This window comes from Pantoea sp. RIT413 (genome assembly GCF_003057675.2).
In the GTDB taxonomy this organism is placed as follows: Bacteria; Pseudomonadota; Gammaproteobacteria; order Enterobacterales; family Enterobacteriaceae; genus Pantoea; species Pantoea eucrina.
Genome location: NZ_QBJB02000003.1, coordinates 243,663 through 268,706, shown reverse-complemented (window position 1 = coordinate 268,706; position 25,044 = coordinate 243,663). Strand labels below are relative to the sequence as shown.

The following is a 25,044-nucleotide window of genomic DNA, read 5'->3' as shown; positions in this document are numbered from 1 at the left end:
CATAGTGTTCATAAGGAGACGACATCGATGAAACTTTGGCAGGTTATTAGCGGTATGACACTGGCGGCGGCGATTACAGGGTGTGCTGACCACAGCAAACCGGTTCCGACGCCTACGCTTGGCTCGGCGGTTGCCAGCCAGCAGTCGGCCATCAAGCAGCCTAACGTAAGCGGTTCTGTTTATATCCGTCAGCGCATCGCGCTGCCGCCGGATGCAGTACTGACCGTTACGCTGGCAGATGCGTCGCTGGCGGACGCGCCTTCTAAAGTGCTGGCACAGCGTGCCGTGCGTACCGAAGGCAAACAGTCACCGTTCCAGTTTATTCTGCCCTTTAATCCGGCAGACATTAAGCCAGACGCGCGCATTCTGCTGAGCGCAGCCATCACTATGGATGGCAAACTGGCGTTTGTTACGGACACGGTAAAGCCAGTGATCAATCAGGGCGGCACCAAAGCTGAACTGCTGCTGGTGCCGGTTGCCAATCGCGCAATGCCGACGCAGCCGGGTGCCGCTACCACGGTTCCGTCGACGTCGCCTACTCAGGTAACGCCATCGGCTTCAGTACCGGCGCCGACCAGCCTGTAATCTGCAGCATCAGCAGGCCCGTTGCGGGCCTGCTGATTAAATTTCCCAGCGATAGCGTGCCATATCAATCCCGCCTTCCTCACTGACAACGACGCCTTCAGCCTCCAGCGCATCGCGCTGACGCAGCAGATCGTCACCCTGCAGGGAAATCTGTCCGTAACGGTTAACAACGCGATGCCAGGGCAGCGTGCTTTCCGGCGGCAGGCGACGCAGTACACCGCCGACCTGACGCGCAGCGCGCGGTGAACCGGCGAGTAAGGCGATATCACCGTAGGTGGTTACCTGACCGCGCGGTATTGCGGCCACAATGTGCCACACGCGTGCGGCAAAATTCAGAGAATCATTCATTATCGGGAGTAAGAAACAGAGGGAAACCAGAAGCAGGGTAGCTGACAGAGTACGCCTGTTCAAGAAAACAACGGTTGTCTGGCTCACCCTTGCAATTGCACAGGCGTTCGCTGATAATGCCCCCGCTCTCCGAAAAGAGAGCACTCAATGGAGGCCCTGTTGGTTCTCCCGCAACGCTAACTTGTGAACTCGGTCAGGTCCGGAAGGAAGCAGCCGCAGCAGGCGACGCGTGTGCCGGGATGTAGCTGGCAGGGCCTCCACCCATTTCGGGCCAGCAAATAGCCGCGCCTCTCCAGGATTTTACGGCACTCCCTTGCCTTATTCCGCTTCAGTCACTCAACAGCACTGCACGCTTTATCAGCGAACATATTTCCACACAGAGCCTGGCACTTTATCGTAAAGCTTGTTCATGGTCAGTTCAGCAAGGCGATGATCTGCTGCTGAATAGAATACTGCCAGTTCGCTATCCGGTAATTCATACTTATTTTTTTCGATGACCCGTTCAAGGGTATCAATTGAACGACAACGACGCAGACGCATCAAATAGTCGGTCTTGGTCAGGGTTTGATTGCTCATGAAAAAAATCTTCTCACTCTGATGCTAAAAGGAATGGCTCGGTTGCTGAAGATAAGCACACTCTTCGGCGAAAATATTAAATAAGCGTTTAGCGGATCGCTGCCAGCGCTGAAGATCCTTTGCATTGATACTGTAACTGCTAAAAAGCATAAAGGTATCATCAAGATATTCATCGATTTGAGAAATCAGCGACTCGTCTTCGGTATGCTTAATTTTGTAATTCATTGTGAAAGAGGCGATATGCTCAATAAAATCGTTGAGCTGTAAATTAGCAGAGGAGGCAGGGTCGTTAACCCAGTCGCGATGATTTTCACTCAGGGTAGCCATACTCTCGTCATACAGGTTTTCACATAAGAATTTAAGCTGGGCAATATCATGCCGTTTCGGTGAGTATTCGTCCATCTTTTTCCCTCCATAGTGAGCACAGGAGCCGCAACGCGGCGAGATTTAAAAGAGCTACCAGGGAGCGATCACGAATAAAAATAATTCAGCGACCTATTAAATGTAATCCACAATCATTAGTTTTGCTCACCTCAATTACCAAATATTACAATTCATCAGCAGGGGAGAGGCGCGTATTGTCAATCACATCAAACACCAGCGCACCGGGCTTTATGTGGAACATAACTTCTTCATGTCGGGTAAAGGTTTCGTTCAAATCGAGGCAGGGATTAAATAAATCCCAGGAAAATTCATAAAGCATTTTAAAACTATCTGGATTAATGGTTTTAATAGATAGTACCTGAAAACTTTCAGGAACTAATTGAGCACTCTGCGAATACCAGTCTAACTCTCCGGCCAGCGCTTCAGCTATTTTAAGAATATTCCCCTGGATGACGCTGCGAAGTTTGTCACAGTCATGTTCATCTGCCGCAACGTCCACATTAATAATAGCCTGCATAGCGTATTCCGTAAAAAAAAGATCGTACCGCTATCATTGAGTCTTGCTGGTTGTAATGCAAGCAGGTGATTGACGCTACCAGCGATTATTGCGATGGGTAATGCCACTGGCGATCTGCCCGGGGGCACGGACGATCAATTTTTGAAACACTTCTCTGCACGCGCTTTGCCGTTAAATTCGTTAGTGTATTGTTATGTTATAACATAATGGTGAATGCGATGCGCAACAGCGGTCTGTTACTTTCCGTCGGCAGTCGTCTGATGGTTGTCATGATACTTATTACTCTGCTGATGCTCTGCGTCTTCTGGGGTACCTCGGCATGATCCACTTTAATCAGCTCCAGGTCGGCTATCGCGGGCAGGCGATAACCGCGATCCCCGACGGAAAACTGGCTGCCGGCAGTATGACCGCGCTGACCGGCGCAAACGGCAGCGGCAAGTCAACGCTGCTGAAAACGCTGGCTGGCGTAATTGCACCGGTCTCCGGCTCCTGCCCGATCGGCGTGCCCGCCCGTGCTATTGGCTGGCTGCCACAGCGTAGCGAACTGGAGACGCGTTTTCCGCTTACGGTGTATGAACTGGTTGCCACCGGCTGCTGGCCGCGCTGCGGCTGGTTTGGCGGCATTAACCGGGCGCTGCGCAGAGAGATCGACGCCGCGCTGGACGCCGTACAGATGCGGGCGTTTGCTGATGCGCAGCCTGCCACGCTCTCTGGCGGCCAGCTGCAGCGGGTCCTTTTTGCCCGGCTTCTGATGCAGCAGAGCCGGGTCTGGCTGCTGGATGAACCTTTCAGCGCTATCGATGCATCCACCACTACTCTGCTGATGGCACTGCTCCGGCAGCAGCAGCAGCAGGGCACGACGCTGCTGGTGGTCCTGCACGACAGGCCGCTGGTCAGCCGCTACTTCAGCGCAGAATTGTCGCTGGACCACTCGCCAGAGAGAGTGCAGGTGACGTCATGACGCTGCTGCAGCCTTTTATCGAATTTGGCTTTATGCGTCGCGCGCTGGTGGCCTGTGTTGCGCTGGCGCTGAGCGCCACTCCGCTGGGCGTATTTCTGTCACTGCGCCGGATGAGCCTGATAGGCGATGCGCTATCGCATGCGATCTTGCCGGGTGCAGCGGTTGGCTACCTGCTCTCAGGTCTGTCGCTGGTGGCAATGGGCGCAGGCGGACTGCTGGCGGGGCTGGTGGTGGCGCTGCTCTCCGGTGCCGTCAGTCGTTACACCCCGTTAAAAGAGGATGCCAGCTTTTCCGGATTTTATCTTGGATCGCTGGCGCTGGGGGTCACGCTGGTTTCGCTGCGCGGCTCCAGTGTGGATCTGCTGCACGTGCTGTTTGGTTCACTGCTGGCAGTCGACACTCGTGCGCTGGTTCTGGTTGCCGCTATCGCCACGTTCACGCTGCTGACGCTGGCGCTGATTTTCCGCCCGCTGGTCATTGACGCCTTCGATCCCGACTTTTTGCGGGTGCAGAACCGCTGGAGCGCACCGCTGGTACAGGGGCTTTTTCTGCTGCTGGTCGTACTGAACCTGGTTGCTGGCTTTCAGATTCTGGGAACGCTGATGTCCGTCGGGCTGATGATGCTGCCCGCTACCAGCGCCCGCTTCTGGAGCCGTCGGCTCACCCCATTGCTGTTTATCGCTATGCTGCTGGCAATCGCTGCTGCGCTAAGCGGGCTGATGCTCTCCTGGTACTACTCACTGCCTGCCGGACCAGCCGTGGTGCTGAGTGCCGCCGGGCTGTTTCTGCTCTCTGTTCTGACAGGGCCATGCGGCGGCGTGCTGCGTCGTCGTTAATATACTGATAAGGGGATACAAATGAAGTTTATTGCACTGAGCCTGATAACCAGCGCGATGCTGGTCAGCCCGTTTACGCAGGCCGGTACTATCAACACGGTAGCCAGTTTTACCGTGCTGGCCGATATCGTAAAACAGGTTGGCGGCGATCATGTGCGTGTCACCTCGCTGGTCGGGCCGGATGGCGATCCGCATACCTTTGAGCCTTCGCCACAGGATAGCCAGGCGCTGGCGCAGGCCAGCGTGGTGTTTGTCAGCGGTCTCGGTCTGGAAGGGTGGATGGATCGGCTGATAACGGCTTCAGGCTATCGCGGCGATGTGGTGGTGGCATCGAGCGGCATCAGCACGCGTACCATGGAAGAGGAGGGCAGTACCGTTACCGATCCGCACGCCTGGAACAATCTGCAGAACGGTGAAATTTATGCGCGTAACGTAATGCAGGCGTTGATAAAAGCCGATCCGCAGGACGCCGCCGACATCCGGCGCAGCGGCGAACGCTACATTCAGCAGCTGCAGCAGCTCGACAGCTGGGCTAAATCTGCATTTGACGCCGTGCCGCGCAGCGCGCGCAAAGTGCTGACCAGCCACGACGCCTTTGGCTACTTCGGACAGCGTTATGGCGTTACCTTCCTGGCACCGGTCGGCTTTTCCACGGAAGCAGAAGCCAGCGCCAGCGACGTTGCGCAGATTATTAAGCAGCTCAGGCGTGAGCATATTCACCGCTACTTTATTGAAAATCAGACCGACCCGCGCCTGGTTAAACAGATAGCCAGTGAATCGGGGGCGCAGCCCGGCGGCGAACTCTATCCGGAGGCGCTCTCCGCTGCTGGCGGTCCGGCTGCGACCTATACGGCAGCATTTCGGCATAACGCGGAAGCGATGCTGAAAAGCATGCAATAAAAAAGGCCGGGGAGCATCCCGGCCAAACTCTCACAACGCATTAACGCTTTTTCTTTCTTCCCTGAACCGCTTTGAAACGTGGATTGGATTTGCAAATCACATAAATACGGCCTTTACGTCGTACCACTTTGCAATCCCGGTGGCGGGTTTTAGCCGACCGAAGTGAACTCACGACCTGCATCGTACTGCTCCTTTATTTGGTGCGCGTCAGGAAGCTGCCAAAGCGCTTGTTGAAGCGCGCCGCGCTGCCCTCTTTGGCGAACTCTTTTTGTTTGCCGGTATAATAAACGTGCGATTTGGAGGAGACATCCAGCGTCACGTAGGGCAGAACCTCGCCTTCAAACTCGATGGTGCGTTCAGTTTTAATGGTTGATCCCACTTTAAAATACTCATCAGCGGTAGTGTCATGGAACAGAACCGGACGATAGTGCGGGTGGATATCAGGCTTCATATGACGATTCCTATGTAATGTTATAATATAACAATATTATGCGCCCGTTATAGCGCGATTGCAACCGTCATCAGGCACCATAAAAAAAGGCCGCATCTGCGGCCTTTTTCATTAAGGAGTCAATCAGTGTTTCGCGTGTTCAGCCGGATGGCTGCCTTCAAGGTCCGCTTTATGCTTACTGAAGCGGCGACGCACCACGACGAAGAAGACCGGTACAAAGAAGATTGCCAGCGCGGTAGCGGTGACCATTCCTCCCATTACGCCGGTACCTACTGCGTTCTGAGCGCCGGAACCGGCACCGCTGCTGATCGCCAGCGGCAGTACACCGAGGATAAACGCCAGTGAGGTCATCAGAATCGGGCGCAGACGCATACGCACCGCTTCCAGCGTCGCTTCCACCAGGCCTTTGCCCTCTTTATCCATCAAATCTTTCGCAAATTCGACGATCAGAATGGCGTTCTTAGCGGAAAGCCCAATCGTGGTCAGCAGTCCGACGACAAAGTAGACGTCGTTACTGAGCCCGCGCAGGGTAGTGAAGATCAGCGCGCCAATAACGCCGAGCGGCACGACCAGCATTACCGAGAACGGAATAGACCAGCTCTCATAGAGTGCCGCCAGGCAGAGGAAGACGACAATCAGCGAGATCGCGTAGAGCGCCGGGGCCTGGTTACCTGACAGACGTTCCTGATAGGACATGCCGGTCCAGTCGTAGCCAATACCGGTTGGCAGTTTCGACGCCAGCTCCTCCATCATATCCATCGCGTCACCCGAGCTCTTGCCCGGCGCAGCCTGACCGAGGATCTCCATGGAAGGCAGACCGTTGTAACGCTCCAGTCGTGGTGAGCCATACTGCCATTTCGCCGAGGAGAAGGCGGAGAAGGGCACCATATTGCCGGCGCTGTTGCGCACATACCATTTGCCAATGTCATCCGGCAGCATGCGCGCATCCGCTTTACCCATAACGTACACTTTCTTCACGCGACCGCGATCGATAAAGTCGTTGACGTAGGATCCGCCCCAGGCGGCGCCCAGCGTAGTGTTGATATCAGAGAGCGATACCCCCAGCGCCTGCGCTTTTTCCTGATCGATAATCAGCTTGTACTGCGGCGTATCTTCCAGGCCGTTCGGACGTACGCCAACCAGCGTATCTGAATGCTGGGCGATCATGCCAAACAGCTGATTTCGCGCTTCGGTCAGCTTTTCATGGCCCAGGTTGCCCTGATCAATCAGCTGGAAGTCAAAACCGGTGGCGTTACCCAGTTCGATAATGGCCGGCAGGTTGAACGGGAAGACCATGGCATCTTTAATCTGACCCAGTGCGCCCATGGCGCGTCCGGCGATAGCCGGTACTTTCAGATCGGCGCTGCCACGCTCATCCCACGGCTTCAGGCTGACAAACGCGATACCGGTGTTCTGACCACGGCCGGCAAAGCCAAAGCCGTTAACGGTGAACACGGAATTGACGCTATCTTTCTCTTTGGTCAGGAAGTAATCCGTTACCTGATCCAGCACTTTCTGAGTACGTTCCTGGGTCGCACCGGCTGGCAGCTGCGCCTGTGCCAGTAACAGCCCCTGATCTTCTTCCGGCAGAAAGGAGGTCGGCAGCTTCAGGAACAGCCACGCCATGCCAAGAACAATGACCAGATAGATCACCAGATAGCGGCCGGTACTGCGAATAATATGGCTGACGCTGTCGACATAGTGATTGGTGCTTTTGTCGAACATGCGGTTGAACCAGCCAAAGAAGCCGGTGGTTTTACCATGCTCACCTTTTTTAATCGGTTTGAGCATGGTGGCACAGAGGGCAGGGGTGAGGATCAGCGCGACCAGCACCGACAGCGCCATCGCTGAAACGATGGTGATCGAGAACTGACGGTAGATAACCCCGGTCGAACCGCCAAAGAACGCCATGGGAATAAATACCGCAGAGAGCACCAGCGCAATACCGACCAGCGCGCCCTGAATCTGCTCCATGGAGCGTTTGGTCGCCTCTTTCGGCGGCAGTCCCTCTTCTGCCATAACGCGCTCAACGTTCTCGACGACCACGATGGCGTCATCAACCAGCAGGCCGATGGCGAGCACCATACCAAACATCGTAAGCGTGTTAATGGAGTAGCCAAAACCATTGATGATAGCGAAGGTACCCAGCAGCACCACCGGTACGGCGATGGTGGGGATCAGCGTGGCGCGGAAGTTCTGCAGGAACAGATACATAACCAGGAACACCAGCACAATCGCTTCAAACAGGGTTTTAACCACTTCGAAAATGGAGATTTTTACAAACGGGGTAGTGTCATACGGGTAGACGGTCTTCATGCCTGACGGGAAGAACGGCTCCAGTTTACCCAGCTCTGCTTTAACCGCTTCTGCGGTATCCAGTGCGTTAGCCCCGGTCGCCAGCTTGATACCGATACCGGATGCGGGCTTGCCGTTGTAACGGGCAATAACTTCGTAGTTTTCACCACCCAGTTCAATTTTTGCCACGTCGCGCAGACGCACCTGCGAACCATCCTGGTTCACCTTGAGCATGATGTTGCCAAACTCATCGGTTGAGGTCAGGCGGGTCTGAGCAATAATCGAGGCGTTAAGCTGCTGGCCTGGCACCGGCGGTGTACCGCCCAGCTGACCGGCGGCGACCTGGGTATTCTGCGTCTGCAGCGCGCTGATCACGTCAACCGGCGTCAGCTGATAGTTGTTCAGCTTGTGCGGATCGAGCCAGATACGCATCGCATACTGTGCACCAAACACCTGGGTATCACCTACGCCTGTGGTACGGCTGATAGGATCTTTGATATTAGAGGCGACATAGTCCGCAATGTCGTTCTGCGTCATGCTGCCATCGTCACTGACAAAACCGGCTACCATCAGGAAGCTGCTGGAGGATTTTTTAACCTGAATCCCCTGTTGCTGTACTTCCTGCGGCAGCAGCGGCATCGCCAGCTGCAGCTTGTTCTGCACCTGTACCTGCGCGATATCCGCGTCGGTACCGGACTGGAAGGTCAGCGTCAGCGTCAGCGTACCGGATGAGTCACTGCTCGAGGACATATACATCAGCCCGTCGATGCCGTTCATATTCTGTTCAATAACCTGCGTAACAGAATCCTGCAGCGTTTTTGCATCCGCACCCGGATAAGATGCCTGGATCTCAACCGCCGGTGGCGCAACATTGGGATATTGCTCAATCGGCAGGCTGATGATCGACAGCGCACCCGCCATCATAATGATGATGGCAAGCACCCATGCAAAAATGGGGCGATCGATAAAGAACTTAGCCATGTATCAACGGCTCCTGTTATGACGATGATTTAGCAGACTGAGATTCCTGGGCTGCTTTAGCATCATCTGAGACCTCTTTTGGCGTAACCTGCGCACCCGCTTTCGCGCGCTGAATACCGACGGTAATCACGCGGTCGCCCTCTTTCAGACCATCGGTAACCAGCCATTTGTCACCAAACGCCTGATTTGCAGTGATCTTACGTACTTCTACTTTGTTATCTGCGCCAACAACCATCGCGCTGGCATCACCGGTTGGCGTACGGGTCACGCCGGTTTGCGGCACCAGCAGCGCGGTTGGGTTCACGCCTTCATCCAGACGCGCGCGCACAAACATACCCGGCAGCAGACGGTTATCCGGGTTCGGGAAGATAGCGCGCAGCGTAATCGAACCGGTGGTTTCATCGACGGTGACATCGGAAAATTCCAGTGTTCCCGACTGCTTGTAAGGGCTACCATCCTGCATCAGCAGCGTGACGTTAGCTTTACCATCGGTCTGTTTCAGCTGGCCCGCTTCGAGCTCGGCGCGCAGGCGCAGAAAATCGTCACTGGACTGCGTTACATCGACATACATAGGATCCAGCTGCTGCACGGTCGCGAGCGCGTTAGTCTGACCATTGGAGACCAGGGCACCTTCCGTCACAGAGGATTTGCCGATACGGCCGCTGATAGGCGACGTGACTTTGGTGTAGGCGAGGTTGATACGGGCAGTTTCAACGTTAGCCTGGGCAGCCTGTACGGCAGCCGCAGTCTGAGCCGCAGTGGCCGCTGCGTTGTCGTAATCCTGCTGACTGATATATTTGGTGCCGAGCAGTGGCTTATAACGTTTGATGGTGAGCTGCGCTACGCGGGCATTAGCCTGCGCCTGCGCTAAATCCCCTTTAGCACTGTCGTAAGCTGCCTGATAGGTGGCAGGATCGATCTGATAAAGCGACTGGCCCGCTTTAATATCACTGCCTTCAACAAAATTACGCTTCAGAATGATACCCGACACCTGAGGGCGGACTTCTGCTACGCGAAACGCGGAAGTGCGACCAGGCAGTTCAGTCGTGACCTTCAGGGGTTCAGCTTTTAATGTGACCACCCCGACTTCCGGCGGCTGTTGCTGCTGCTGGCCGGCTTGCTGAGATTTATCATCATCACATCCTGTTAACAAAAAGCTGCCTGAAAGCATCACGGCGGCCGCCAGAGGCGCTAACCCTCTGTTTTTATTCATAAATAAAACCTCTAGTGTCCGATATCAAATGATCAATGGATCACAAACCGATAAACCCATTGCTGCGTTAAAACACGGGTCATGCTATGGTACATACATTCACAAATGTATGTAAACTTGCCAGTTTGTAAAAACAGCTCCCTATGGCACGAAAAACCAAAGCGCAAGCACTTGAAACGCGTAATCAAATTCTTGATGCCGCATTAGCACACTTTTCTGAACAGGGTGTGGCCGCCACGTCGCTGGCTGATATCGCCGCAGCGGCTGGCGTCACGCGCGGTGCCATTTACTGGCACTTTAAAAATAAAGCCGATCTGTTACAGGAAATCTGGCTGCGCTGCGACGCCGGGCTGGACGATGTGGAACTTGAGTATCAGACAAAATATCCGGACGATCCACTTTCTGTAATGCGTTCGATGCTGATCTATATCCTTGACGCCACGGCAAAGGATGCGCAAAGACGCGCACTTATGGAGATTATCTTCCATAAATGTGAGTTTGTGGGCGAAATGTCAACGCTGGTGGCGATGCAGCAGGGCTTACTGCAGGCGTGTTATGACCGCATTGAAACCGTGCTGCGCAGCTGCATTGAAGCGAGACAGCTGCCCGGTGCGCTGAATACCCGTCAGGCGGCACTGCTGATGCGCGGCTATATCAATGGCATGATGGAGAGCTGGCTGTTTAATCCGCACAGTTTTGACCTGGCCGCGGAAGCGCCGCAGATCGTTGATGCGTTTCTCGATATGCTGCGGCTGAGCCCGACCCTGAGCGGGCGTTAATCTGCATGCGCGGCGGCCAGCTTCTGTTCATAGTCGCGCCGGACGATCGCCAGCGCGGCCAGCACCGTCGCGGGCGGCACCTGGTTCTCCTCCAGCAGCTGAATCAAATCGACCGCCAGCTTAATCTCATCCGGTGCGCTCTCAAGCGACATACTCTCTCCTAAATTCGTAGTTTTATTGCAACCAGCAGCATCAGCACTGCGCCCGCCAAAGCGGCAGCTACGCCGGCGATATGCAGCGTGCCGATTTCGCCATTCATAAAGTAGGTGGCAATATAGCCGCCAATCAGCGCGCCAATTGCGGCCAGTACCAGCCCGGGGATCATCCCGCCGGGCCTGCCGGGCAGCAGCAGGCGCCTGAGCCAGCCAGCGGCCAGGCCCGTTACTATCCAGATAATCAGCGTCACCGGTTCCTCCTTCTGCCTTATGCGTTGAGTATAGAAGTGCAGCGCTACGGCTGCGCGGCGGGCAGATCGAGCTGATAAAGCGCAGCGCGACAGCGGCTTAATCGCGCCTGCAGCTGCTCCACTTCCCGCATCAGCTGCTGCTGCACGCTCAGCGTTTCTGCCCGGGCAAGATGCGCCTCGCGCTGGCGCAGCATGGCGAGTAGCCGCGTCTCATACCCCTGATACTCAACACGCTTCTGCTGGCGGGTATCCCGCCGCGGCTGCTCCCGCCACGGCCGCAGCTGCTGGCTTTCGCATTCGCGCTGAAGTGCCGCCAGCTGATCCAGCACCCGCTGCGCCAGCCACTGCTGCTGCACGGCGCTGTGCTGTTTTTGCTGCAGATGGTGCAGATTTCGCTCCAGCTCCTGCAGATAGTCGCTCAGGCGGGTGCCTTTAGTATGAAACAGTGCGGCATCAAAGCGCGGCACTCTGCAGACGCCGTCCGGCTGCTGTGCTATGCGCTGGCGCAGCGTTTCAACGATTTTTTGCAGCCGCTCAGGCGCGGAAAGGAGAGGCATCACTTCGGTTCCATGTTAACGTAAGAGCATATTCAGTATTCAGGCATCTGGCATGCAGCGTTTTCTACTGTTGAGCCTTGGCTGGCTGGCGATAGTGCTGGGCACGCTGGGCATTGTATTACCTTTACTCCCGACAACGCCATTTGTGTTGCTGGCCGCCTGGTGTTTTGCCCGTTCATCGCCGCGCTTTCACCACTGGCTGCTGTGGCGCTCGCCTTTTGGCCGCTATCTGCGTCACTGGCAGCGTCATCGTGCCATGCCGCCAGGCGCTAAGGGGCGGGCAATAGTGCTGATTATCATCACCTTTGCGTTCTCGCTCTGGCTGGTAAAGCTGTTCTGGCTGCGTCTGCTGCTGCTGGTGTTATTAGCGATACTGCTGCTCTTTATGTGGCGTATCCCGGTAGTAGCAGAAGAGACAACGCAACATTAACCGCGTCAGGGTTGCATTTAGGCCGCTGTTTGCTTAGATTTGGGCATCTTCGTGCGTGGCTTCCCTCTGTGAAACGACTTCGCTTAACCCGGTCTCCGGGTATTGGCGCTGTTGAAGCTGCGCGTTTTAGATATTTTTCCAGGCGTAACCTTTATGACCGCAACTGCGCAGCAGCTTGAACTGATCAAAAACAGCATCAAAAGTATTCACGACTATCCGAAGCCGGGCATTCTGTTCCGCGACGTGACCAGCCTTATGGAGGATCCGCAGGCCTATGCGGCGGCGATCTCCATTCTGGTTGAGCGTTATCGTGACAAAGGCATCACCAAAGTGGTGGGTACAGAAGCGCGCGGCTTCCTGTTTGGTGCACCCGTAGCGCTGGGGCTGGGCGTAGGCTTTATACCGGTGCGTAAACCGGGCAAGCTGCCGCGTGAAACCTGGCAGGAGCGCTATGAGCTGGAGTACGGTACGGATGCGCTGGAGCTGCACAAAGACGCGATTAAACCCGGCGATATCGTGCTGGTCATCGACGATCTGCTGGCAACCGGCGGCACCATTGAGGCGACGGTAAAACTGATCCGCCGCGCGGGTGGCGAAGTCAACGATGCCGCTTTTGTCATTAATCTGTTCGATCTTAGCGGCGAAGCGCGCCTGACCGCGCTGGGCGTTAACTGCTACAGCCTCGTCAGCTTTCCCGGCCACTAAGGCCTGCTGCGCTCTGCCGTTTTGCGGAGCGCAGTGCTTATCCCATAGGTTACTCTGCCTGCGCCTGCCCGAGACGGGTATAGGCATATTTCGCTGTGGCTGGTAAACTACTGCCCAAATACACAGGGTTTGCGAAGCTGCATTTTTTCCCTTTTTCTGACGGTGGCTGCCGGCTGATTGCCGCGCTGCTGTGCCAACTCAATACAATCCAGTGACCACATCCACATGAGCTATCAGGTACTTGCGCGAAAATGGCGTCCCCAGGCCTTCGCAGACGTAGTGGGTCAGGAACATGTGCTGACTGCGCTCGCCAACGGGTTATCACTGGGACGTATTCATCATGCCTATCTTTTCTCCGGCACCCGCGGCGTAGGGAAAACTTCTATTGCCCGCCTGCTGGCGAAAGGGTTGAATTGCGAAACCGGTATTACCGCTACGCCCTGTGGCAAGTGCGACAACTGCCGGGAAATTGAGCAGGGCCGCTTTGTTGACTTAATCGAGATCGATGCGGCTTCCCGTACCAAAGTGGAAGATACGCGCGATCTGCTGGATAACGTGCAGTACGCGCCAGCGCGCGGTCGCTTCAAGGTCTATCTGATTGATGAAGTACATATGCTGTCGCGCCACAGCTTTAATGCCCTGCTGAAAACGCTGGAAGAGCCGCCGTCCCACGTTAAGTTTTTGCTGGCCACCACCGATCCGCAGAAGCTGCCGATCACTATCCTGTCGCGCTGCCTGCAGTTCCATCTGAAAGCGCTGGACGTTGAACAGATTCAGCAGCAGCTGAGCTATGTGCTGGAGCAGGAGCAGATTGCCGCGGAGCCACGTGCGCTGCATCTGCTGGCGCGCGCTGCCGATGGCAGTATGCGTGATGCGCTGAGCCTGACCGATCAGGCGATCGCCAGCGGGCAGGGCAGCGTCACGCGCGATACCGTCGCGCAGATGCTCGGCACGCTGGATGATGAACAGCCGCTGGCGCTGATTGAAGCGCTGGTGGAGGGCAGCGGCGAACGGGTAATGGCGCGCCTGAATCAGGCCGCTTCGCGCGGAGTAGAGTGGGAAGCGCTGCTGGTTGAGATGCTGCGGCTGCTGCATCGCATCGCAATGGTGCAGCTGCTGCCTGGCTCTCTCAATGATGAAGAGTTTAGTGAAGCGCAGCGCCTGCGTGAGCTGGCGCGTACCCTGCCGCCCGCTGACGTGCAGCTCTACTATCAGACGCTGCTGATGGGACGCAAAGATCTGCCGCTGGCACCCGATCGGCGCCTGGGTGTGGAAATGACGCTGCTGCGCGCGCTGGCTTTCCATCCACAGGCTACACTTGCTGAACCGGTGGCGCGTCCGTCGCTGGCACCGCAGGCGGCACCGCAGGTACCTGCCGCCGCCCCGGCTGAGCAGCCCGCTGCGGCTACACAACCGCAGATGGCACCGGCTACGCAACCGCAGATGGCGCCGCCCGCTGCGCCGGCTCCGGCAGAACCGCAGGCTCCGCCTGCCGGCAATCTGCCGGACACCACCAGTCAGCTGCTGCAGGCGCGTACGCAACTGCTGCGTCAGGGGGCAGGTAAAGTAAAAAAGAGTGAGCCGGCAGCGCGTCCCGCGCGGCCGGCAAATCAGGCGCTGGAGCGTCTGGCTACGGTGACGGAGCGCGTTCAGCAGCGTGCACCCGAAACCGCAAGCGCGCCGGTAAAACCGGAGGCGTACCGCTGGAAAGCACAGCAGCAGAGTGAGGAGAAAGCGGAGCCGGTCGCAACGCCAAAAGCCTTGCGTTCAGCGCTGGAGCATGAGAAAACGCCGGAGCTGGCTGCGCGGCTGGCCGAGGAAGCACAGCTGCGTGATGCCTGGACCGCTGAAATTGCCCGGCTGACGCTGCCAAAGCTGGTGCAGCAGGTGGCGCTCAACGCGTGGAAAGAGCAGCATGAACAGAGCGTGACGCTGCATCTGCGCAGCAGCCAGCGACACCTCAATTCTGCGGCAGCCCGGCAGGCCATTCAGGCTGCGCTAAGCCAGGCGGCGGGTCAGGAAGTTGAACTGACCATCGTGGAAGATGATAATCCGGCGGTGCTGACGCCGCTGGAGTGGCGACAGGCCATCTATGAAGAGAAGCTGGCGCAGGCGCGCCAGTCGCTCGCAAGTGATACCCACATTCAGATGTTGCAGCAGTTCTTTGATGCCGATCTGGATGAAGAGAGTATCCGACCCGTATGATCACGCTGTCGCGCAGAGGTTGCGCGCAGCCCCAGCAGAGAGAGAAAACTATGTTTGGTAAAGGCGGATTGGGCAACCTGATGAAACAGGCCCAGCAGATGCAGGATAAAATGGCCAAGGTTCAGGAAGAGATCGCCGCGCTGGAAGTTACGGGCGAATCGGGTGCGGGTCTGGTTAAAGTAACCATCAACGGCGCGCACAACTGCCGTCGCGTGGAAGTCGATCCCAGCCTGCTGGAAGATGACAAAGATATGCTGGAAGATTTGATTGCTGCAGCCTTTAACGATGCGGCGCGTCGCATCGATGAGACGCAGAAAGAGAAGATGGCTTCTGTCTCTTCCGGTATGCAGCTGCCGCCTGGCTTCAAGATGCCGTTCTGATGCAGACCAGCCCACTGCTTGAAACCTTAATGGAGTCACTGCGCTGTCTGCCGGGTGTAGGCCCTAAGTCAGCGCAGCGCATGGCGTTTCACCTGTTGCAACGCGATCGCAGCGGTGGCATGCGTCTGGCTCAGGCGCTGACGCGCGCGATGTCGGAAATCGGCCACTGTGCCGATTGCCGTACCTTCACCGAACAGGAGATCTGCACCATCTGCGCTAACGCCCGTCGGCAGCAGAACGGGCAGATTTGCGTGGTGGAAAGCCCGGCAGATATTCACGCCATTGAGCAGACCGGCCAGTTTGGCGGACGCTACTTTGTGCTGATGGGACATCTGTCGCCGCTGGATGGGATTGGTCCGCAGGATATCGGGCTCGATCGCCTGGAGCAGCGTCTGGAACATGAGACGCTGCAGGAGGTGATCCTGGCGACCAACCCCACGGTAGAGGGTGAAGCGACCGCCAACTATATCGCTGAGCTGTGCGGTCAGTATGGCGTTGACGCCAGCCGTATTGCACACGGTGTGCCGGTAGGTGGTGAGCTGGAGATGGTTGATGGCACCACGCTGTCGCACTCTCTTGCCGGGCGTCATAAGATTAAATTCTAAGCACTCGCCGGTTTCATTCACTGAAACCGGCTTGAAAATTTTCCCGCCATCCCCATCTCTTCCTCAACGTTCGATCAACCCCGATTCTGTTGAGGTAGCAATGACCATGAAAGGACAAGAGACGCGTGGCTTCCAGTCAGAGGTAAAACAACTTCTGCACCTGATGATCCATTCCCTCTATTCAAATAAAGAGATTTTCCTGCGTGAACTGATCTCCAACGCCTCTGATGCCGCTGATAAGCTGCGCTTCCGCGCGCTTTCCACTCCGGATCTCTATGAAGGCGACGGCGAGCTGCGCGTGCGTATCTCGGTCGACAAGGAGAAACGGACGCTGACGCTGAGCGACAACGGTATCGGTATGCGTCGCGATGAGGTAATTGAAAACCTCGGTACTATCGCTAAATCAGGCACCAAAGCGTTCCTGGAGTCTATGGGCTCTGACCAGGCGAAAGACAGCCAGCTGATTGGCCAGTTTGGTGTGGGTTTCTACTCCGCCTTTATCGTTGCTGACAAAGTGACCGTGCGCACCCGCGCTGCCGGCGCACAGGCCAGCGAGGGCGTGTTCTGGGAGTCAGAAGGCGAGGGCGAATATACCCTGGCAGAAATCGAAAAAGCCGATCGCGGTACCGAGATCACGCTGCATTTCCGCGCAGGGGAAGATGATTTCCTTGACGCCTGGCGCGTGCGTAACGTCATCAGCAAATATTCCGATCACATCGCACTGCCGGTAGAGATCGAAACCAAAGATGAAGAGAACGACACCGTAACCTGGGAGAAGGTCAACAAAGCCCAGGCGCTGTGGACGCGTAATAAAGCGGAGATCAGCGACGACGAGTACAACGAGTTCTACAAGCACATTGCACATGACTTCAGCGATCCGGCTATCTGGAGCCATAATCGCGTGGAAGGCAAGCAGGAGTACACCAGCCTGCTCTACATCCCGCAGCGTGCTCCGTTCGATATGTGGAACCGCGACAGCAAGCATGGCCTCAAGCTTTATGTACAGCGCGTGTTTATTATGGATGACGCTGAGCAATTCATGCCGAACTACCTGCGCTTTGTGCGCGGTCTGATTGACTCTAACGATCTGCCGCTTAACGTCTCACGTGAAATTCTGCAGGACAGCCGTGTCACCCAGAGCCTGCGCGCCGCGCTGACTAAGCGCAGCCTGCAGATGCTGGAAAAACTGGCAAAAGATGATGCAGAGAAGTATCAGCAGTTCTGGAAAGAGTTTGGTCTGGTACTGAAAGAGGGACCGGCAGAAGATAGCGCCAATCAGCAGGCGATTGCTAAACTGCTGCGTTTTGCCACCACGCAGAGCGAAGGCAGCGAGCAGAGCGTATCGCTGGATGACTACCTGAGCCGCATGGTTGAAGGTCAGGAGAAGATCTACTACATCACGGCGGACAGCTATGCCGCGGCGAAAAGCAGCCCGCATCTGGAGCTGTTCCGCAAAAAAGGCATTGAGGTACTGCTGCTCTCCGATCGTATCGATGAGTGGATGATGAGTTATCTCACCGAGTTCGAAGGTAAAACGTTCCAGTCAGTAAGCAAAGCTGATGAGTCGCTGAGCAAGCTGGCGGATGAAGAGACCGAAGAGCAGAAAGAAGCGGAAAAAGCGCTGGAGCCGTTTGTTGAGCGCGTGAAAACGCTGCTGGGCGAGCGCGTTAAAGAGGTGCGACTGACGCATCGTCTGACCGATACGCCTGCTATCGTCACCACTGATGCTAACGAAATGACCACCCAGATGGCGAAGCTGTTTGCCGCCGCCGGTCAGGATGTTCCGGAAGTGAAATATATCTTTGAGATCAATCCGGAGCATGGCCTGGTGAAACGCGTAGCGGATACCCAGGATGAGGCGCGCTTTGCCGAATGGGTGGAACTGCTGCTGGATCAGGCGCTGCTGGCTGAGCGCGGTACGCTGGACGATCCTAACCAGTTTATCCGCCGCATGAACCAGCTGCTGACGGCGTAACGCCGCACAGCGCGAAGCGAATAAAACAGCTAAGGGCGCCATTAATGGCGCCCTTTTTTATGGCGTCAGCACTGCGCCTGCTCGCTGAGCCATGCGCGAAACAGACGGATCTCTGCATTCTGCTCGCGCGAGCGTTTGGCCATCATCCAGGTCGCGCGATCGATGCGCACAAAGCCCAGCGGCGCAATCAGCGCGCCCGCTTCCAGCTCCTGCTGCACCAGCAGTCGCGGGGCCATCATGATCCCCAGACCGCTTCTGGCGGCCTGAATAGCCAGCATCAGATTATCAAAGTGTTTGCCACGCCAGAAATCACCGCGTGCGCCGCTGTTTTTTGCCCACTCAGCCCAGGCGTGCAGCCGGGTATCCGCATGCAGCAGCGGCAGCGTTTGCAGATCGCGCGCGCTCTGCAGGCGTTCGGCGTAGTGGGGCGCACAGAGCGGCCCAATCGCGTCATCGCTGATAAGCGTGGCTTCAATATCATCATCGGGCTGCTGCTCATAACTCAGGATCAGCACATCGGTGTGTTCACTGCGCAGCTGATCGATCTCAACCAGTGACTGAAACTGCACGTCGATATCCGGGTAGCGCTGATAGAAACTGCTGATACGCGGGATCAGCCACTGAGAGAGAAAGCTGGGCGCACAGGAAACAGAGAGGTGATGCCGCATACCGTTACGTATGCTTTCGCAGCTGGTGGCGAGTTCGCTGAACGCTTTCTGACAGCTGACCAGCAGGCGTTCGCCATGCGAGGTGAGTTTGACGCGTCCGTTAGTGCGTACAAACAGCGGTTTGCCCATCCAGCTCTCCAGCTGGCGCACCTGATGGCTGACGGCGCTGTGGGTGACATGCAGGGTTTCCGCTGCCGTACTGAAACTGCTGTGCAGCGCTGCCTGATGAAAATAGCGCAGCGCCCGTAGTGACGGAAGCGCGGTCATACTCGTCCCTTGTGTAAAAACCTAACAGGGATTGTCAGTTTATATCATTTTAATGTCCAGCCGCATTGCCCTAACCTTTGCTCCAGATTCTGGCAGGTTGACGGGATGGGCTGGCTATGTATCAGCCACGCGTTTTATCTGCCGGAAAGCACCACTTCGCAGCTAATACAGGGAAACGTTACGCGATGGCCTCACAAAACGCCTCTGCCAGTGCGGCGATATGCGATCGGCTGCGCAGCCAGCTATCCCGCTACTACCGGCTGGAAAATTACGATCTCTTCTTTGCGCCCACGCTGCATATTGCGCGGGTGGTGCTCTCGCAGCTTTTTTTACGCCAGGAGCAGGCGCGTAATCAGACACGCTACGCCTCGCACCATCCGGTCAGCGAGCTGAGCGTGCTGCCCGCCGTCCCGATGATGGCGGGAAATATCGCCCTGATAGAGCATGTGGATCTGGCGGAAGGGCGGGTGCGCTCGCTCGACGCCTGCCAGAGTCAGGGCGTGACCGACGCTTCCGGGTCGTTTGCCAGCGCGCTGCACAAAACGCTGATTGCCGGCTCCCATCTGTTTGTCGCACACCTGAACCACCACGCAGCGCTGAGCGACGATCTGGTACTGATTGCGCTGCGCACGACAAAATTCAGCACGCTGGTGCGCAGCGAACTGCGGCTGATAGAGCAGGGGCTGGCGCTGGGAAGCGCGCCGCAGCAGGCGCTGACGATGATGGAGAGCGCTGAGTGGAAGCCGTTTAATATCGCCATGGTTGACCGATTTGCGCTCGAAACGCCGCTACCGCTCGCCTCACTGCAGCAGCCCGGTTTGCCATTTGCCCTGATTGATCTGCCGCCGGCGCTGCATAATGTTACCCTGCCGCCGGAGATCCGGCGGCTGCCCGGACGTTTGCTGATCCCGGCCAGCCTGCGCGGCAGCGGCAGCAAACATACAAACGTCACCGCGACGCTGAAAAAGCAGCTGAAAGCGTTGTTGCTGCGTAGCCTGAATTCCTAAAATCAATCCCTCAGCTGGCGCTTCATCCCAAAGCAGGTCACAGTAGGCGGGCCAGTGATAGCGTGCCCGTTGCCTTGTGGCTGGCGGGTCATAATGGTATGTTCTTGGCCTTCATAGATTGATCAATGCGATTCGCAAGGGGAATTACGCAATGCGTATTATTCTGCTCGGGGCACCGGGCGCAGGTAAAGGCACTCAGGCTCAGTATATTATGGAGAACTACGGTATTCCGCAGATCTCTACCGGTGACATGCTGCGCGCCGCAGTAAAAGCAGGCACCGAACTGGGCCAGCAGGCGAAAGCCATCATGGATGCCGGTAAACTGGTGACTGATGAACTGGTGATTGCGCTGGTTAAAGAGCGTATCGCGCAGGAAGACTGCAAAAACGGCTTCCTGCTCGATGGCTTCCCACGCACCATCCCGCAGGCTGACGCCATGAAAGAAGCGGGCATCAAAGTCGATTACGTGCTGGAATTTGCTGTGCCGGACGAGCTGATCGTCGATCGCATTGTGGGCCGTCGCGTGCACGCGCCTTCTGGCCGCGTGTACCACATCAAAAACAATCCACCAAAAGTGGAAGGTAAAGATGATGTGACCGGTGAAGAGCTGACCACGCGCAAAGACGATCAGGAAGAGACCGTGCGTAAGCGTCTGGTTGAGTATCATGAGCTGACAGCGCCCCTGATTGCTTATTACAGCAAAGAAGCGGAAGCGGGTAACACCGCCTATCACAAAATTGACGGCACCCGCCCGGTGGCTGACGTCAGTGAAGAACTGCGCCGTATCCTCGGCTAAGTACCAAAAGGGCCGGATGCCTGGCCCTTTTACAGCAATTGCTTTTCCCGCCCGTGATTTCCGCTACAATTTCCCCCGATTCACCACTCTTCGTTGCGATATCAAGGAAACAGAATGAGGCAAGATAAGCCCGGTGTTCTGCTGGTTAACTTAGGCACACCTGAAGCACCTACCACCCCGGCGGTGAAACGCTATCTGAAGCAGTTCCTCGGCGATCCGCGCGTGGTTGATACGCCGCGCTGGCTATGGTGGCCCATCCTTAATTTTATTATTCTGCCGTTTCGTTCGCCGCGCGTGTCGAAACTCTACGCCTCCGTCTGGATGGAAGAGGGATCGCCGCTGATGGTATTCAGCAAGCGGCAGCGTGCCGCGCTGGCGCAGCGCGTGGACATGCCGGTCGAGCTGGGCATGAGCTATGGTCAGCCGAGCCTGGACGGAGCGGTACATCGCCTGCTGGATCAGGGCGTCACGCACCTGATTGTGCTGCCGCTCTATCCGCAGTTCTCCTGCTCTACCGTTGCCGCCGTGTGGGATGGCCTGGCCAGCAGCTTTAAACCGCTGCGCTCGCTGCCGCAGGTCTCCTTTATTCGCGACTATGCTGAGCATCCGGCTTACATTGCCGCGCTGAAAGCCTCCGTTGAGCGCTCATTTGCCCGCCACGGCGAGCCGGATCTGCTGGTGCTCTCTTACCACGGCATTCCGCAGCGTTTCGCCAATGAAGGCGATGATTATCCGCAGCGCTGTAAAGATACCACCGCCGCACTGGCGGCGGCGCTGAATATCGCCCCTGAAAAAATCATGATGACCTTTCAGTCGCGCTTCGGGCGTGAGCCGTGGCTGATGCCTTACACCGATGAGACCATGAAAAGTCTGCCGGCCAAAGGCATTAAGCACGTGCAGGTCATGAGCCCCGGCTTTGCGGCGGACTGTCTGGAAACGCTGGAGGAAATCAGCGGTGAAAACTGCGAAATTTTCCTGCATGCAGGCGGCGAAAAATTTGAATATATTCCCGCGCTTAACGCTGATGACGAGCACATTGAGATGATGGTACAGCTGGTCAACGCGCGCCGCTAAGCGCATCAGGCAGAGAGTATGATATGCTTCTCTGCCTGATTTTCCCTGATGACTGCTTTTCATGAAATTTCCCGGCAAACGTAAATCCAAACACTATTTTCCCGTCAACGCGCGCGATCCGCTGCTGCAGGCTATTCAGCAGGAGCAGGAGGAGGGCAGCTGGGTGGTGGGTATCGACCAGACGCTGGTGGATATCGAAGCCAAAGTTGATGACGCGTTCCTGCAGCGCTACGGCCTGAGTGCCGGGCATTCGCTGGTGATTGACGACGCGACGGCGGAAGCGCTCTATAACGAGTTGATGCGCGAGCAGCTGATCAGCCACCAGTTTGCCGGCGGCACCATTGGCAACACGTTGCACAACTACTCGGTGCTGGCTGACGATCGTTCCGTGCTGCTGGGCGTCATGTGCAATAACATCCAGATTGGCGGCTACGCCTATCGCTATCTCTGCAACACCTCCAGCCGTATGGATCTGAACTTCCTGCAGGGCGTGGACGGCGCGATTGGCCGCTGCTTTACCCTGATTGGCGAGCACGGTGAACGGACCTTCGCGATCAGTCCGGGGCTGATGAACCGGCTGCAGGCGGAGAGTATCCCGGAAGAGGTGATTGCCGGGGCGTCAGCGCTGGTGCTGACCTCCTATCTGGTACGCTGCCAGCCTGGTGAACCGATGCCGGACGCCACGCTGCGCGCCATTGCGTATGCGAAAAAGCATAATGTGCCGGTGGTGTTAACGCTGGGTACAAAATATGTCATTCAGGATAACCCGCAGTTCTGGCGTGATTTCCTGCGCGATCACGTCTCTATTGTCGCGATGAACGAAGAAGAAGCGTTTGCGCTGACCGGTGAACAGGATCCGCTGCTGGCAGCTGATATGGCGCTGGAGTGGGTCGATCTGGTGCTCTGCACCGCCGGTCCGACCGGGCTCTACATGGCGGGCTTCACTGAAGATGAATTTAAGCGCAAAACGAATCACCCGCTGCTGCCGGGCGCGATTGCGGAATTCAACCAGTATGAGTTCAGCCGGGCGATGCGCCAGCAGGATTGTCAGCAGCCGCTGCGCATCTTCTCGCATATCGCGCCTTACATGGGCGGACCGGAAAAGATCATGAATACCAACGGGGCAGGGGACGGGGCGCTGGCAGCGCTGCTGCACGATATCACGGCGAACAACTTCCATCGCCTCAAAGTCCCCAACTCCAGCAAACATGCGCGTGAATATCTGACCTACTCCTCGCTGGCGCAGGTGTGCAAATATGCTAACCGCGTGAGTTATCAGGTGCTGAACCAGCATTCACCGCGCCTGACGCGCGGCCTGCCGGAGCGGGAAGATAGCCTGGAAGAGTCTTACTGGGACAGATAAGCGCGCAGTAAAAAGGGGCGCATCAGTGCGCCCCTGCAGTCAGCGATCCCCGATCAAATCGGGCATTCGCGGGAGATCGGCTCAACGGCGATCTCCTTTTTCAGCACATTGAGCATGCTGCTGGCAATTTCACGCTCGCCCATCACGACCTGATTAGCGCCGCGATCCATAATATAGGCGACTTCGTCGTCATAGTGCGCACGGGCGATAATCTCAATATCCTTGCGCTTCTCACGTGCGGCCACTACCACTTCACCCGCTTCATAGCCATTCGGAATGGTCAGCAGCAGCCAGCGGGCGCAGTCAAGCCGTGCCAGCTCCATGGTCTCTGCGCGTGCTGCATTGCCCAGCACCGCTCTGATACCCTGTTCACGCAGCGCTTCAACGCGCGGGCGGGAGTTTTCCACCACCACCAGCGGGATATCTGCTTCCAGCAGCTGCTGCCCCAGCAGGCTGCCGACGCGTCCATAACCCACAATCACCGCGTGATTACAGATATCTACCGGGATCTGTTTCTCTTCCGCCATCGCCTCTTCCAGCGTCTGCTCCTCAGCGGTTTCAGTTTTATCCAGATAGCGCTCCAGCAGCGAGAAGAGGATAGGATTCAGCATAATGGAGAGAATAGCCGCCGCCAGCACCAGGTTGCGCCCCTCTTCGCTGAGCAGATCGAGTGAAATGCCGAGGCCGGCGAGAATAAAGGCAAACTCACCAATCTGCGCCAGACTGACCGAAATGGTCAGGGCGGTACGGCGTGAGTGCCCCAGCAGAGTGACCAGCGCCCAGGCGGCGATTGATTTACCCAGCACCACGATTGCGAGCGCGCCCAGTACCGCCAGCGGCTGTTCAATCAGGATCATCGGGTTAAACAGCATGCCGACCGATACAAAGAACAGTACGGCAAAGGCGTCGCGCAGTGGGAGCGTGTCGCGCGCCGCGCGGTGGCTCAGCTCAGATTCGTTCAGCACCATGCCGGCGAAGAAGGCGCCAAGGGCAAAGGAGACATCAAAGAACTCTACGGCACCAAAGGCGATACCGAGCGCCAGCGCCAGCACCGATAGAGTAAAGAGTTCACGCGAGCCGGTAGCCGCGCTTTTTGCCAGGATCCACGGGATAACGCGGCGGCCTACCACCATCATCAGCACCATAAAGGCGGCCACTTTACCGATGGTCAGCAGCAGATCCCATGCCAGCAGGGTCGGACTGGCGTTACCCTGTTCCAGCATGCCGGCGATGGCAGGCAGCAGCACCAGCGTCAGCACCATCACCAGGTCTTCCACAATCAGCCAGCCGATCGCAATCTGGCCGCGCTGGCTGTCAATCAGCTGTCGCTCCTCCAGCGCCCGCAGCAGCACTACGGTACTGGCCGTAGAGAGGCACAGGCCAAACACCAGGCCAGTCATCCATGACCAGCCCATGGTCCAGGAGAGCCCCATTCCCAGCAGCGTCGCCACCGCGATTTGCGCCACGGCGCCGGGAATGGCGATCGACTTTACCGCCATCAGATCTTTCAGTGAGAAGTGCAGTCCGACGCCAAACATCAGCAGAATGACGCCCAGCTCTGCCAGTTCAGGTGCCAGATTCGTATCCGCAACAAAGCCTGGCGTAAAAGGGCCCGCAACCACGCCGGCAACCAGATAGCCTACCAGCGGAGAGATGCGCAGGCGATTGGCCAGCATGCCAAGGAGAAACGCGAGGACCAGGCCCCCGACAATAGTGGTGATCAACGGTGTGGTGTGATGCATGCCTGTCTCCTTGTGTGCAAATGTGTCCGCTTGTAACA

General features: G+C 56.8%; 28 protein-coding genes, 1 other RNA gene and 1 other annotated feature. Of the genes, 16 read left to right on the top strand and 13 right to left on the bottom strand.

Features of this window, described 5'->3' with window-relative positions; all coding sequences use genetic code 11:
* Window positions 1-27 precede the first annotated feature (27 nt).
* A complete protein-coding gene (locus DBY66_RS06800; RefSeq protein ID WP_039383000.1) occupies window positions 28-585 on the top strand; it encodes a YbaY family lipoprotein in 558 nt (185 codons plus the stop codon).
* A 36-nt stretch (window positions 586-621) separates the two neighbouring features.
* Here the strand turns inward: DBY66_RS06800 and DBY66_RS06795 are convergent, their stop codons facing one another.
* Window positions 622-933 carry an MGMT family protein gene (locus tag DBY66_RS06795; protein ID WP_039383001.1) on the bottom strand — a complete coding sequence of 104 codons (312 nt, stop codon included), beginning with the start codon at window positions 931-933 and terminating at the stop codon, window positions 622-624.
* A gap of 157 nt (window positions 934-1,090) precedes the next feature.
* On the opposite strand from DBY66_RS06795, the gene ffs reads away from it, so the two are divergent.
* Window positions 1,091-1,187: signal recognition particle sRNA small type (gene ffs / locus DBY66_RS06790), an RNA gene on the top strand.
* A 103-nt stretch (window positions 1,188-1,290) separates the two neighbouring features.
* Here ffs and DBY66_RS06785 read toward each other — a convergent pair.
* From DBY66_RS06785 to DBY66_RS06775, 3 genes are all read right to left on the bottom strand, one after another.
* Window positions 1,291-1,509, bottom strand: a complete 219-nt coding sequence (locus tag DBY66_RS06785; protein WP_039383002.1) for an HHA domain-containing protein — start codon at window positions 1,507-1,509, stop codon at window positions 1,291-1,293.
* A gap of 24 nt (window positions 1,510-1,533) precedes the next feature.
* On the bottom strand, window positions 1,534-1,911 hold the full coding sequence (tomB, locus tag DBY66_RS06780; RefSeq protein ID WP_039383003.1) for an Hha toxicity modulator TomB: 378 nt from the start codon (window positions 1,909-1,911) through the stop codon (window positions 1,534-1,536).
* 145 nt (window positions 1,912-2,056) lie between these two features.
* Entirely contained in the window at window positions 2,057-2,410 is a 354-nt protein-coding gene (locus DBY66_RS06775) for a hypothetical protein (RefSeq protein WP_039385744.1), read from the bottom strand.
* A 319-nt stretch (window positions 2,411-2,729) separates the two neighbouring features.
* On the opposite strand from DBY66_RS06775, the gene DBY66_RS06770 reads away from it, so the two are divergent.
* From DBY66_RS06770 to DBY66_RS06760, 3 genes are read left to right on the top strand one after another with little or no spacing between them, the layout of a single operon-like run.
* Window positions 2,730-3,371 carry an ATP-binding cassette domain-containing protein gene (locus DBY66_RS06770; protein WP_108569666.1) on the top strand — a complete coding sequence of 214 codons (642 nt, stop codon included), beginning with the start codon at window positions 2,730-2,732 and terminating at the stop codon, window positions 3,369-3,371.
* Window positions 3,368-4,207 carry a metal ABC transporter permease gene (locus DBY66_RS06765; protein ID WP_094111507.1) on the top strand — a complete coding sequence of 280 codons (840 nt, stop codon included), beginning with the start codon at window positions 3,368-3,370 and terminating at the stop codon, window positions 4,205-4,207. The genes DBY66_RS06770 and DBY66_RS06765 overlap by 4 nt, the downstream gene beginning before the upstream one ends.
* A 21-nt stretch (window positions 4,208-4,228) precedes the next feature.
* Window positions 4,229-5,107, top strand: coding sequence for a metal ABC transporter substrate-binding protein (locus tag DBY66_RS06760; protein WP_094111508.1), 879 nt, complete (start codon window positions 4,229-4,231; stop codon window positions 5,105-5,107).
* Between the two features lie 40 nt (window positions 5,108-5,147).
* Here DBY66_RS06760 and ykgO read toward each other — a convergent pair whose 3' ends face one another.
* The 4 genes from ykgO to DBY66_RS06740 all read right to left on the bottom strand — a co-directional run bounded on the left by ykgO (window position 5,148) and on the right by DBY66_RS06740 (window position 10,047).
* The gene (gene ykgO, locus DBY66_RS06755) at window positions 5,148-5,288 is read right to left on the bottom strand and encodes a type B 50S ribosomal protein L36 (RefSeq protein ID WP_071668939.1); all 141 of its coding nucleotides are present in this window, start codon (window positions 5,286-5,288) and stop codon (window positions 5,148-5,150) included.
* A gap of 12 nt (window positions 5,289-5,300) precedes the next feature.
* Window positions 5,301-5,558, bottom strand: coding sequence for a type B 50S ribosomal protein L31 (locus tag DBY66_RS06750; protein WP_039383008.1), 258 nt, complete (start codon window positions 5,556-5,558; stop codon window positions 5,301-5,303).
* A 123-nt stretch (window positions 5,559-5,681) separates the two neighbouring features.
* On the bottom strand, window positions 5,682-8,834 hold the full coding sequence (locus DBY66_RS06745) for a multidrug efflux RND transporter permease subunit AcrB (RefSeq protein WP_039383009.1): 3,153 nt from the start codon (window positions 8,832-8,834) through the stop codon (window positions 5,682-5,684).
* A 16-nt stretch (window positions 8,835-8,850) separates the two neighbouring features.
* Complete coding sequence (locus DBY66_RS06740; RefSeq protein WP_108569667.1) at window positions 8,851-10,047, bottom strand: efflux RND transporter periplasmic adaptor subunit; 1,197 nt, start codon at window positions 10,045-10,047, stop codon at window positions 8,851-8,853.
* A gap of 143 nt (window positions 10,048-10,190) precedes the next feature.
* Between DBY66_RS06740 and acrR the strand changes: the two genes are divergently transcribed.
* Entirely contained in the window at window positions 10,191-10,826 is a 636-nt protein-coding gene (acrR, locus tag DBY66_RS06735; RefSeq protein WP_108569668.1) for a multidrug efflux transporter transcriptional repressor AcrR, read from the top strand.
* Here the strand turns inward: acrR and rsmS are convergent.
* From rsmS to priC, 3 genes are read right to left on the bottom strand one after another with little or no spacing between them, the layout of a single operon-like run.
* On the bottom strand, window positions 10,823-10,978 hold the full coding sequence (gene rsmS / locus DBY66_RS06730; protein WP_071668940.1) for a pleiotropic regulatory protein RsmS: 156 nt from the start codon (window positions 10,976-10,978) through the stop codon (window positions 10,823-10,825). The genes acrR and rsmS overlap by 4 nt on opposite strands.
* A gap of 8 nt (window positions 10,979-10,986) precedes the next feature.
* Window positions 10,987-11,232, bottom strand: coding sequence for a membrane protein (locus tag DBY66_RS06725; protein WP_039383012.1), 246 nt, complete (start codon window positions 11,230-11,232; stop codon window positions 10,987-10,989).
* 44 nt (window positions 11,233-11,276) lie between these two features.
* Window positions 11,277-11,789 (bottom strand): primosomal replication protein PriC, encoded by a 513-nt coding sequence (gene priC, locus DBY66_RS06720; RefSeq protein WP_104084632.1) that lies wholly within the window; start codon window positions 11,787-11,789, stop codon window positions 11,277-11,279.
* Window positions 11,790-11,841: 52 nt separating this feature from the next.
* On the opposite strand from priC, the gene DBY66_RS06715 reads away from it, so the two are divergent.
* The 6 genes from DBY66_RS06715 to htpG all read left to right on the top strand — a co-directional run bounded on the left by DBY66_RS06715 (window position 11,842) and on the right by htpG (window position 18,089).
* Window positions 11,842-12,219, top strand: coding sequence for a DUF454 family protein (locus DBY66_RS06715; protein ID WP_039383014.1), 378 nt, complete (start codon window positions 11,842-11,844; stop codon window positions 12,217-12,219).
* Window positions 12,220-12,372: 153 nt separating this feature from the next.
* On the top strand, window positions 12,373-12,924 hold the full coding sequence (apt, locus tag DBY66_RS06710; protein WP_039383017.1) for an adenine phosphoribosyltransferase: 552 nt from the start codon (window positions 12,373-12,375) through the stop codon (window positions 12,922-12,924).
* Between the two features lie 225 nt (window positions 12,925-13,149).
* Window positions 13,150-15,129 (top strand): DNA polymerase III subunit gamma/tau, encoded by a 1,980-nt coding sequence (dnaX, locus tag DBY66_RS06705; RefSeq protein WP_104084633.1) that lies wholly within the window; start codon window positions 13,150-13,152, stop codon window positions 15,127-15,129.
* Window positions 14,474-14,535, top strand: a sequence feature (DnaX frameshifting element). (Overlaps the previous gene by 62 nt.)
* Before the next feature lie 50 nt (window positions 15,130-15,179).
* Entirely contained in the window at window positions 15,180-15,509 is a 330-nt protein-coding gene (locus DBY66_RS06700; RefSeq protein ID WP_031377860.1) for a YbaB/EbfC family nucleoid-associated protein, read from the top strand.
* Window positions 15,509-16,114: a recombination mediator RecR gene (gene recR / locus DBY66_RS06695; RefSeq protein ID WP_039383019.1), complete on the top strand. Its 606-nt coding sequence runs from the start codon at window positions 15,509-15,511 to the stop codon at window positions 16,112-16,114. The genes DBY66_RS06700 and recR overlap by 1 nt, the downstream gene beginning before the upstream one ends.
* Window positions 16,115-16,214: 100 nt before the next feature.
* Window positions 16,215-18,089 carry a molecular chaperone HtpG gene (htpG, locus tag DBY66_RS06690; protein WP_071668943.1) on the top strand — a complete coding sequence of 625 codons (1,875 nt, stop codon included), beginning with the start codon at window positions 16,215-16,217 and terminating at the stop codon, window positions 18,087-18,089.
* Window positions 18,090-18,154: 65 nt separating this feature from the next.
* On the opposite strand, the gene DBY66_RS06685 is transcribed toward htpG, so the two are convergent.
* A complete protein-coding gene (locus DBY66_RS06685; protein WP_108569669.1) occupies window positions 18,155-19,024 on the bottom strand; it encodes a LysR substrate-binding domain-containing protein in 870 nt (289 codons plus the stop codon).
* Between the two features lie 185 nt (window positions 19,025-19,209).
* On the opposite strand from DBY66_RS06685, the gene DBY66_RS06680 reads away from it, so the two are divergent.
* The 4 genes from DBY66_RS06680 (at window position 19,210) to DBY66_RS06665 (ending at window position 23,264) form a co-directional block, all read left to right on the top strand.
* Window positions 19,210-20,031, top strand: coding sequence for a DUF6024 family protein (locus tag DBY66_RS06680; RefSeq protein WP_108569670.1), 822 nt, complete (start codon window positions 19,210-19,212; stop codon window positions 20,029-20,031).
* Between the two features lie 151 nt (window positions 20,032-20,182).
* Window positions 20,183-20,827, top strand: a complete 645-nt coding sequence (gene adk, locus DBY66_RS06675) for an adenylate kinase (RefSeq protein WP_108569671.1) — start codon at window positions 20,183-20,185, stop codon at window positions 20,825-20,827.
* A gap of 114 nt (window positions 20,828-20,941) precedes the next feature.
* A complete protein-coding gene (gene hemH, locus DBY66_RS06670) occupies window positions 20,942-21,901 on the top strand; it encodes a ferrochelatase (RefSeq protein WP_039383026.1) in 960 nt (319 codons plus the stop codon).
* 61 nt (window positions 21,902-21,962) lie between these two features.
* Window positions 21,963-23,264 (top strand): inosine/guanosine kinase, encoded by a 1,302-nt coding sequence (locus DBY66_RS06665; protein WP_039383027.1) that lies wholly within the window; start codon window positions 21,963-21,965, stop codon window positions 23,262-23,264.
* A gap of 53 nt (window positions 23,265-23,317) precedes the next feature.
* Here the strand turns inward: DBY66_RS06665 and ybaL are convergent, their stop codons facing one another.
* The gene (gene ybaL, locus DBY66_RS06660) at window positions 23,318-25,006 is read right to left on the bottom strand and encodes a YbaL family putative K(+) efflux transporter (RefSeq protein WP_039383029.1); all 1,689 of its coding nucleotides are present in this window, start codon (window positions 25,004-25,006) and stop codon (window positions 23,318-23,320) included.
* Window positions 25,007-25,044 lie beyond the last annotated feature (38 nt).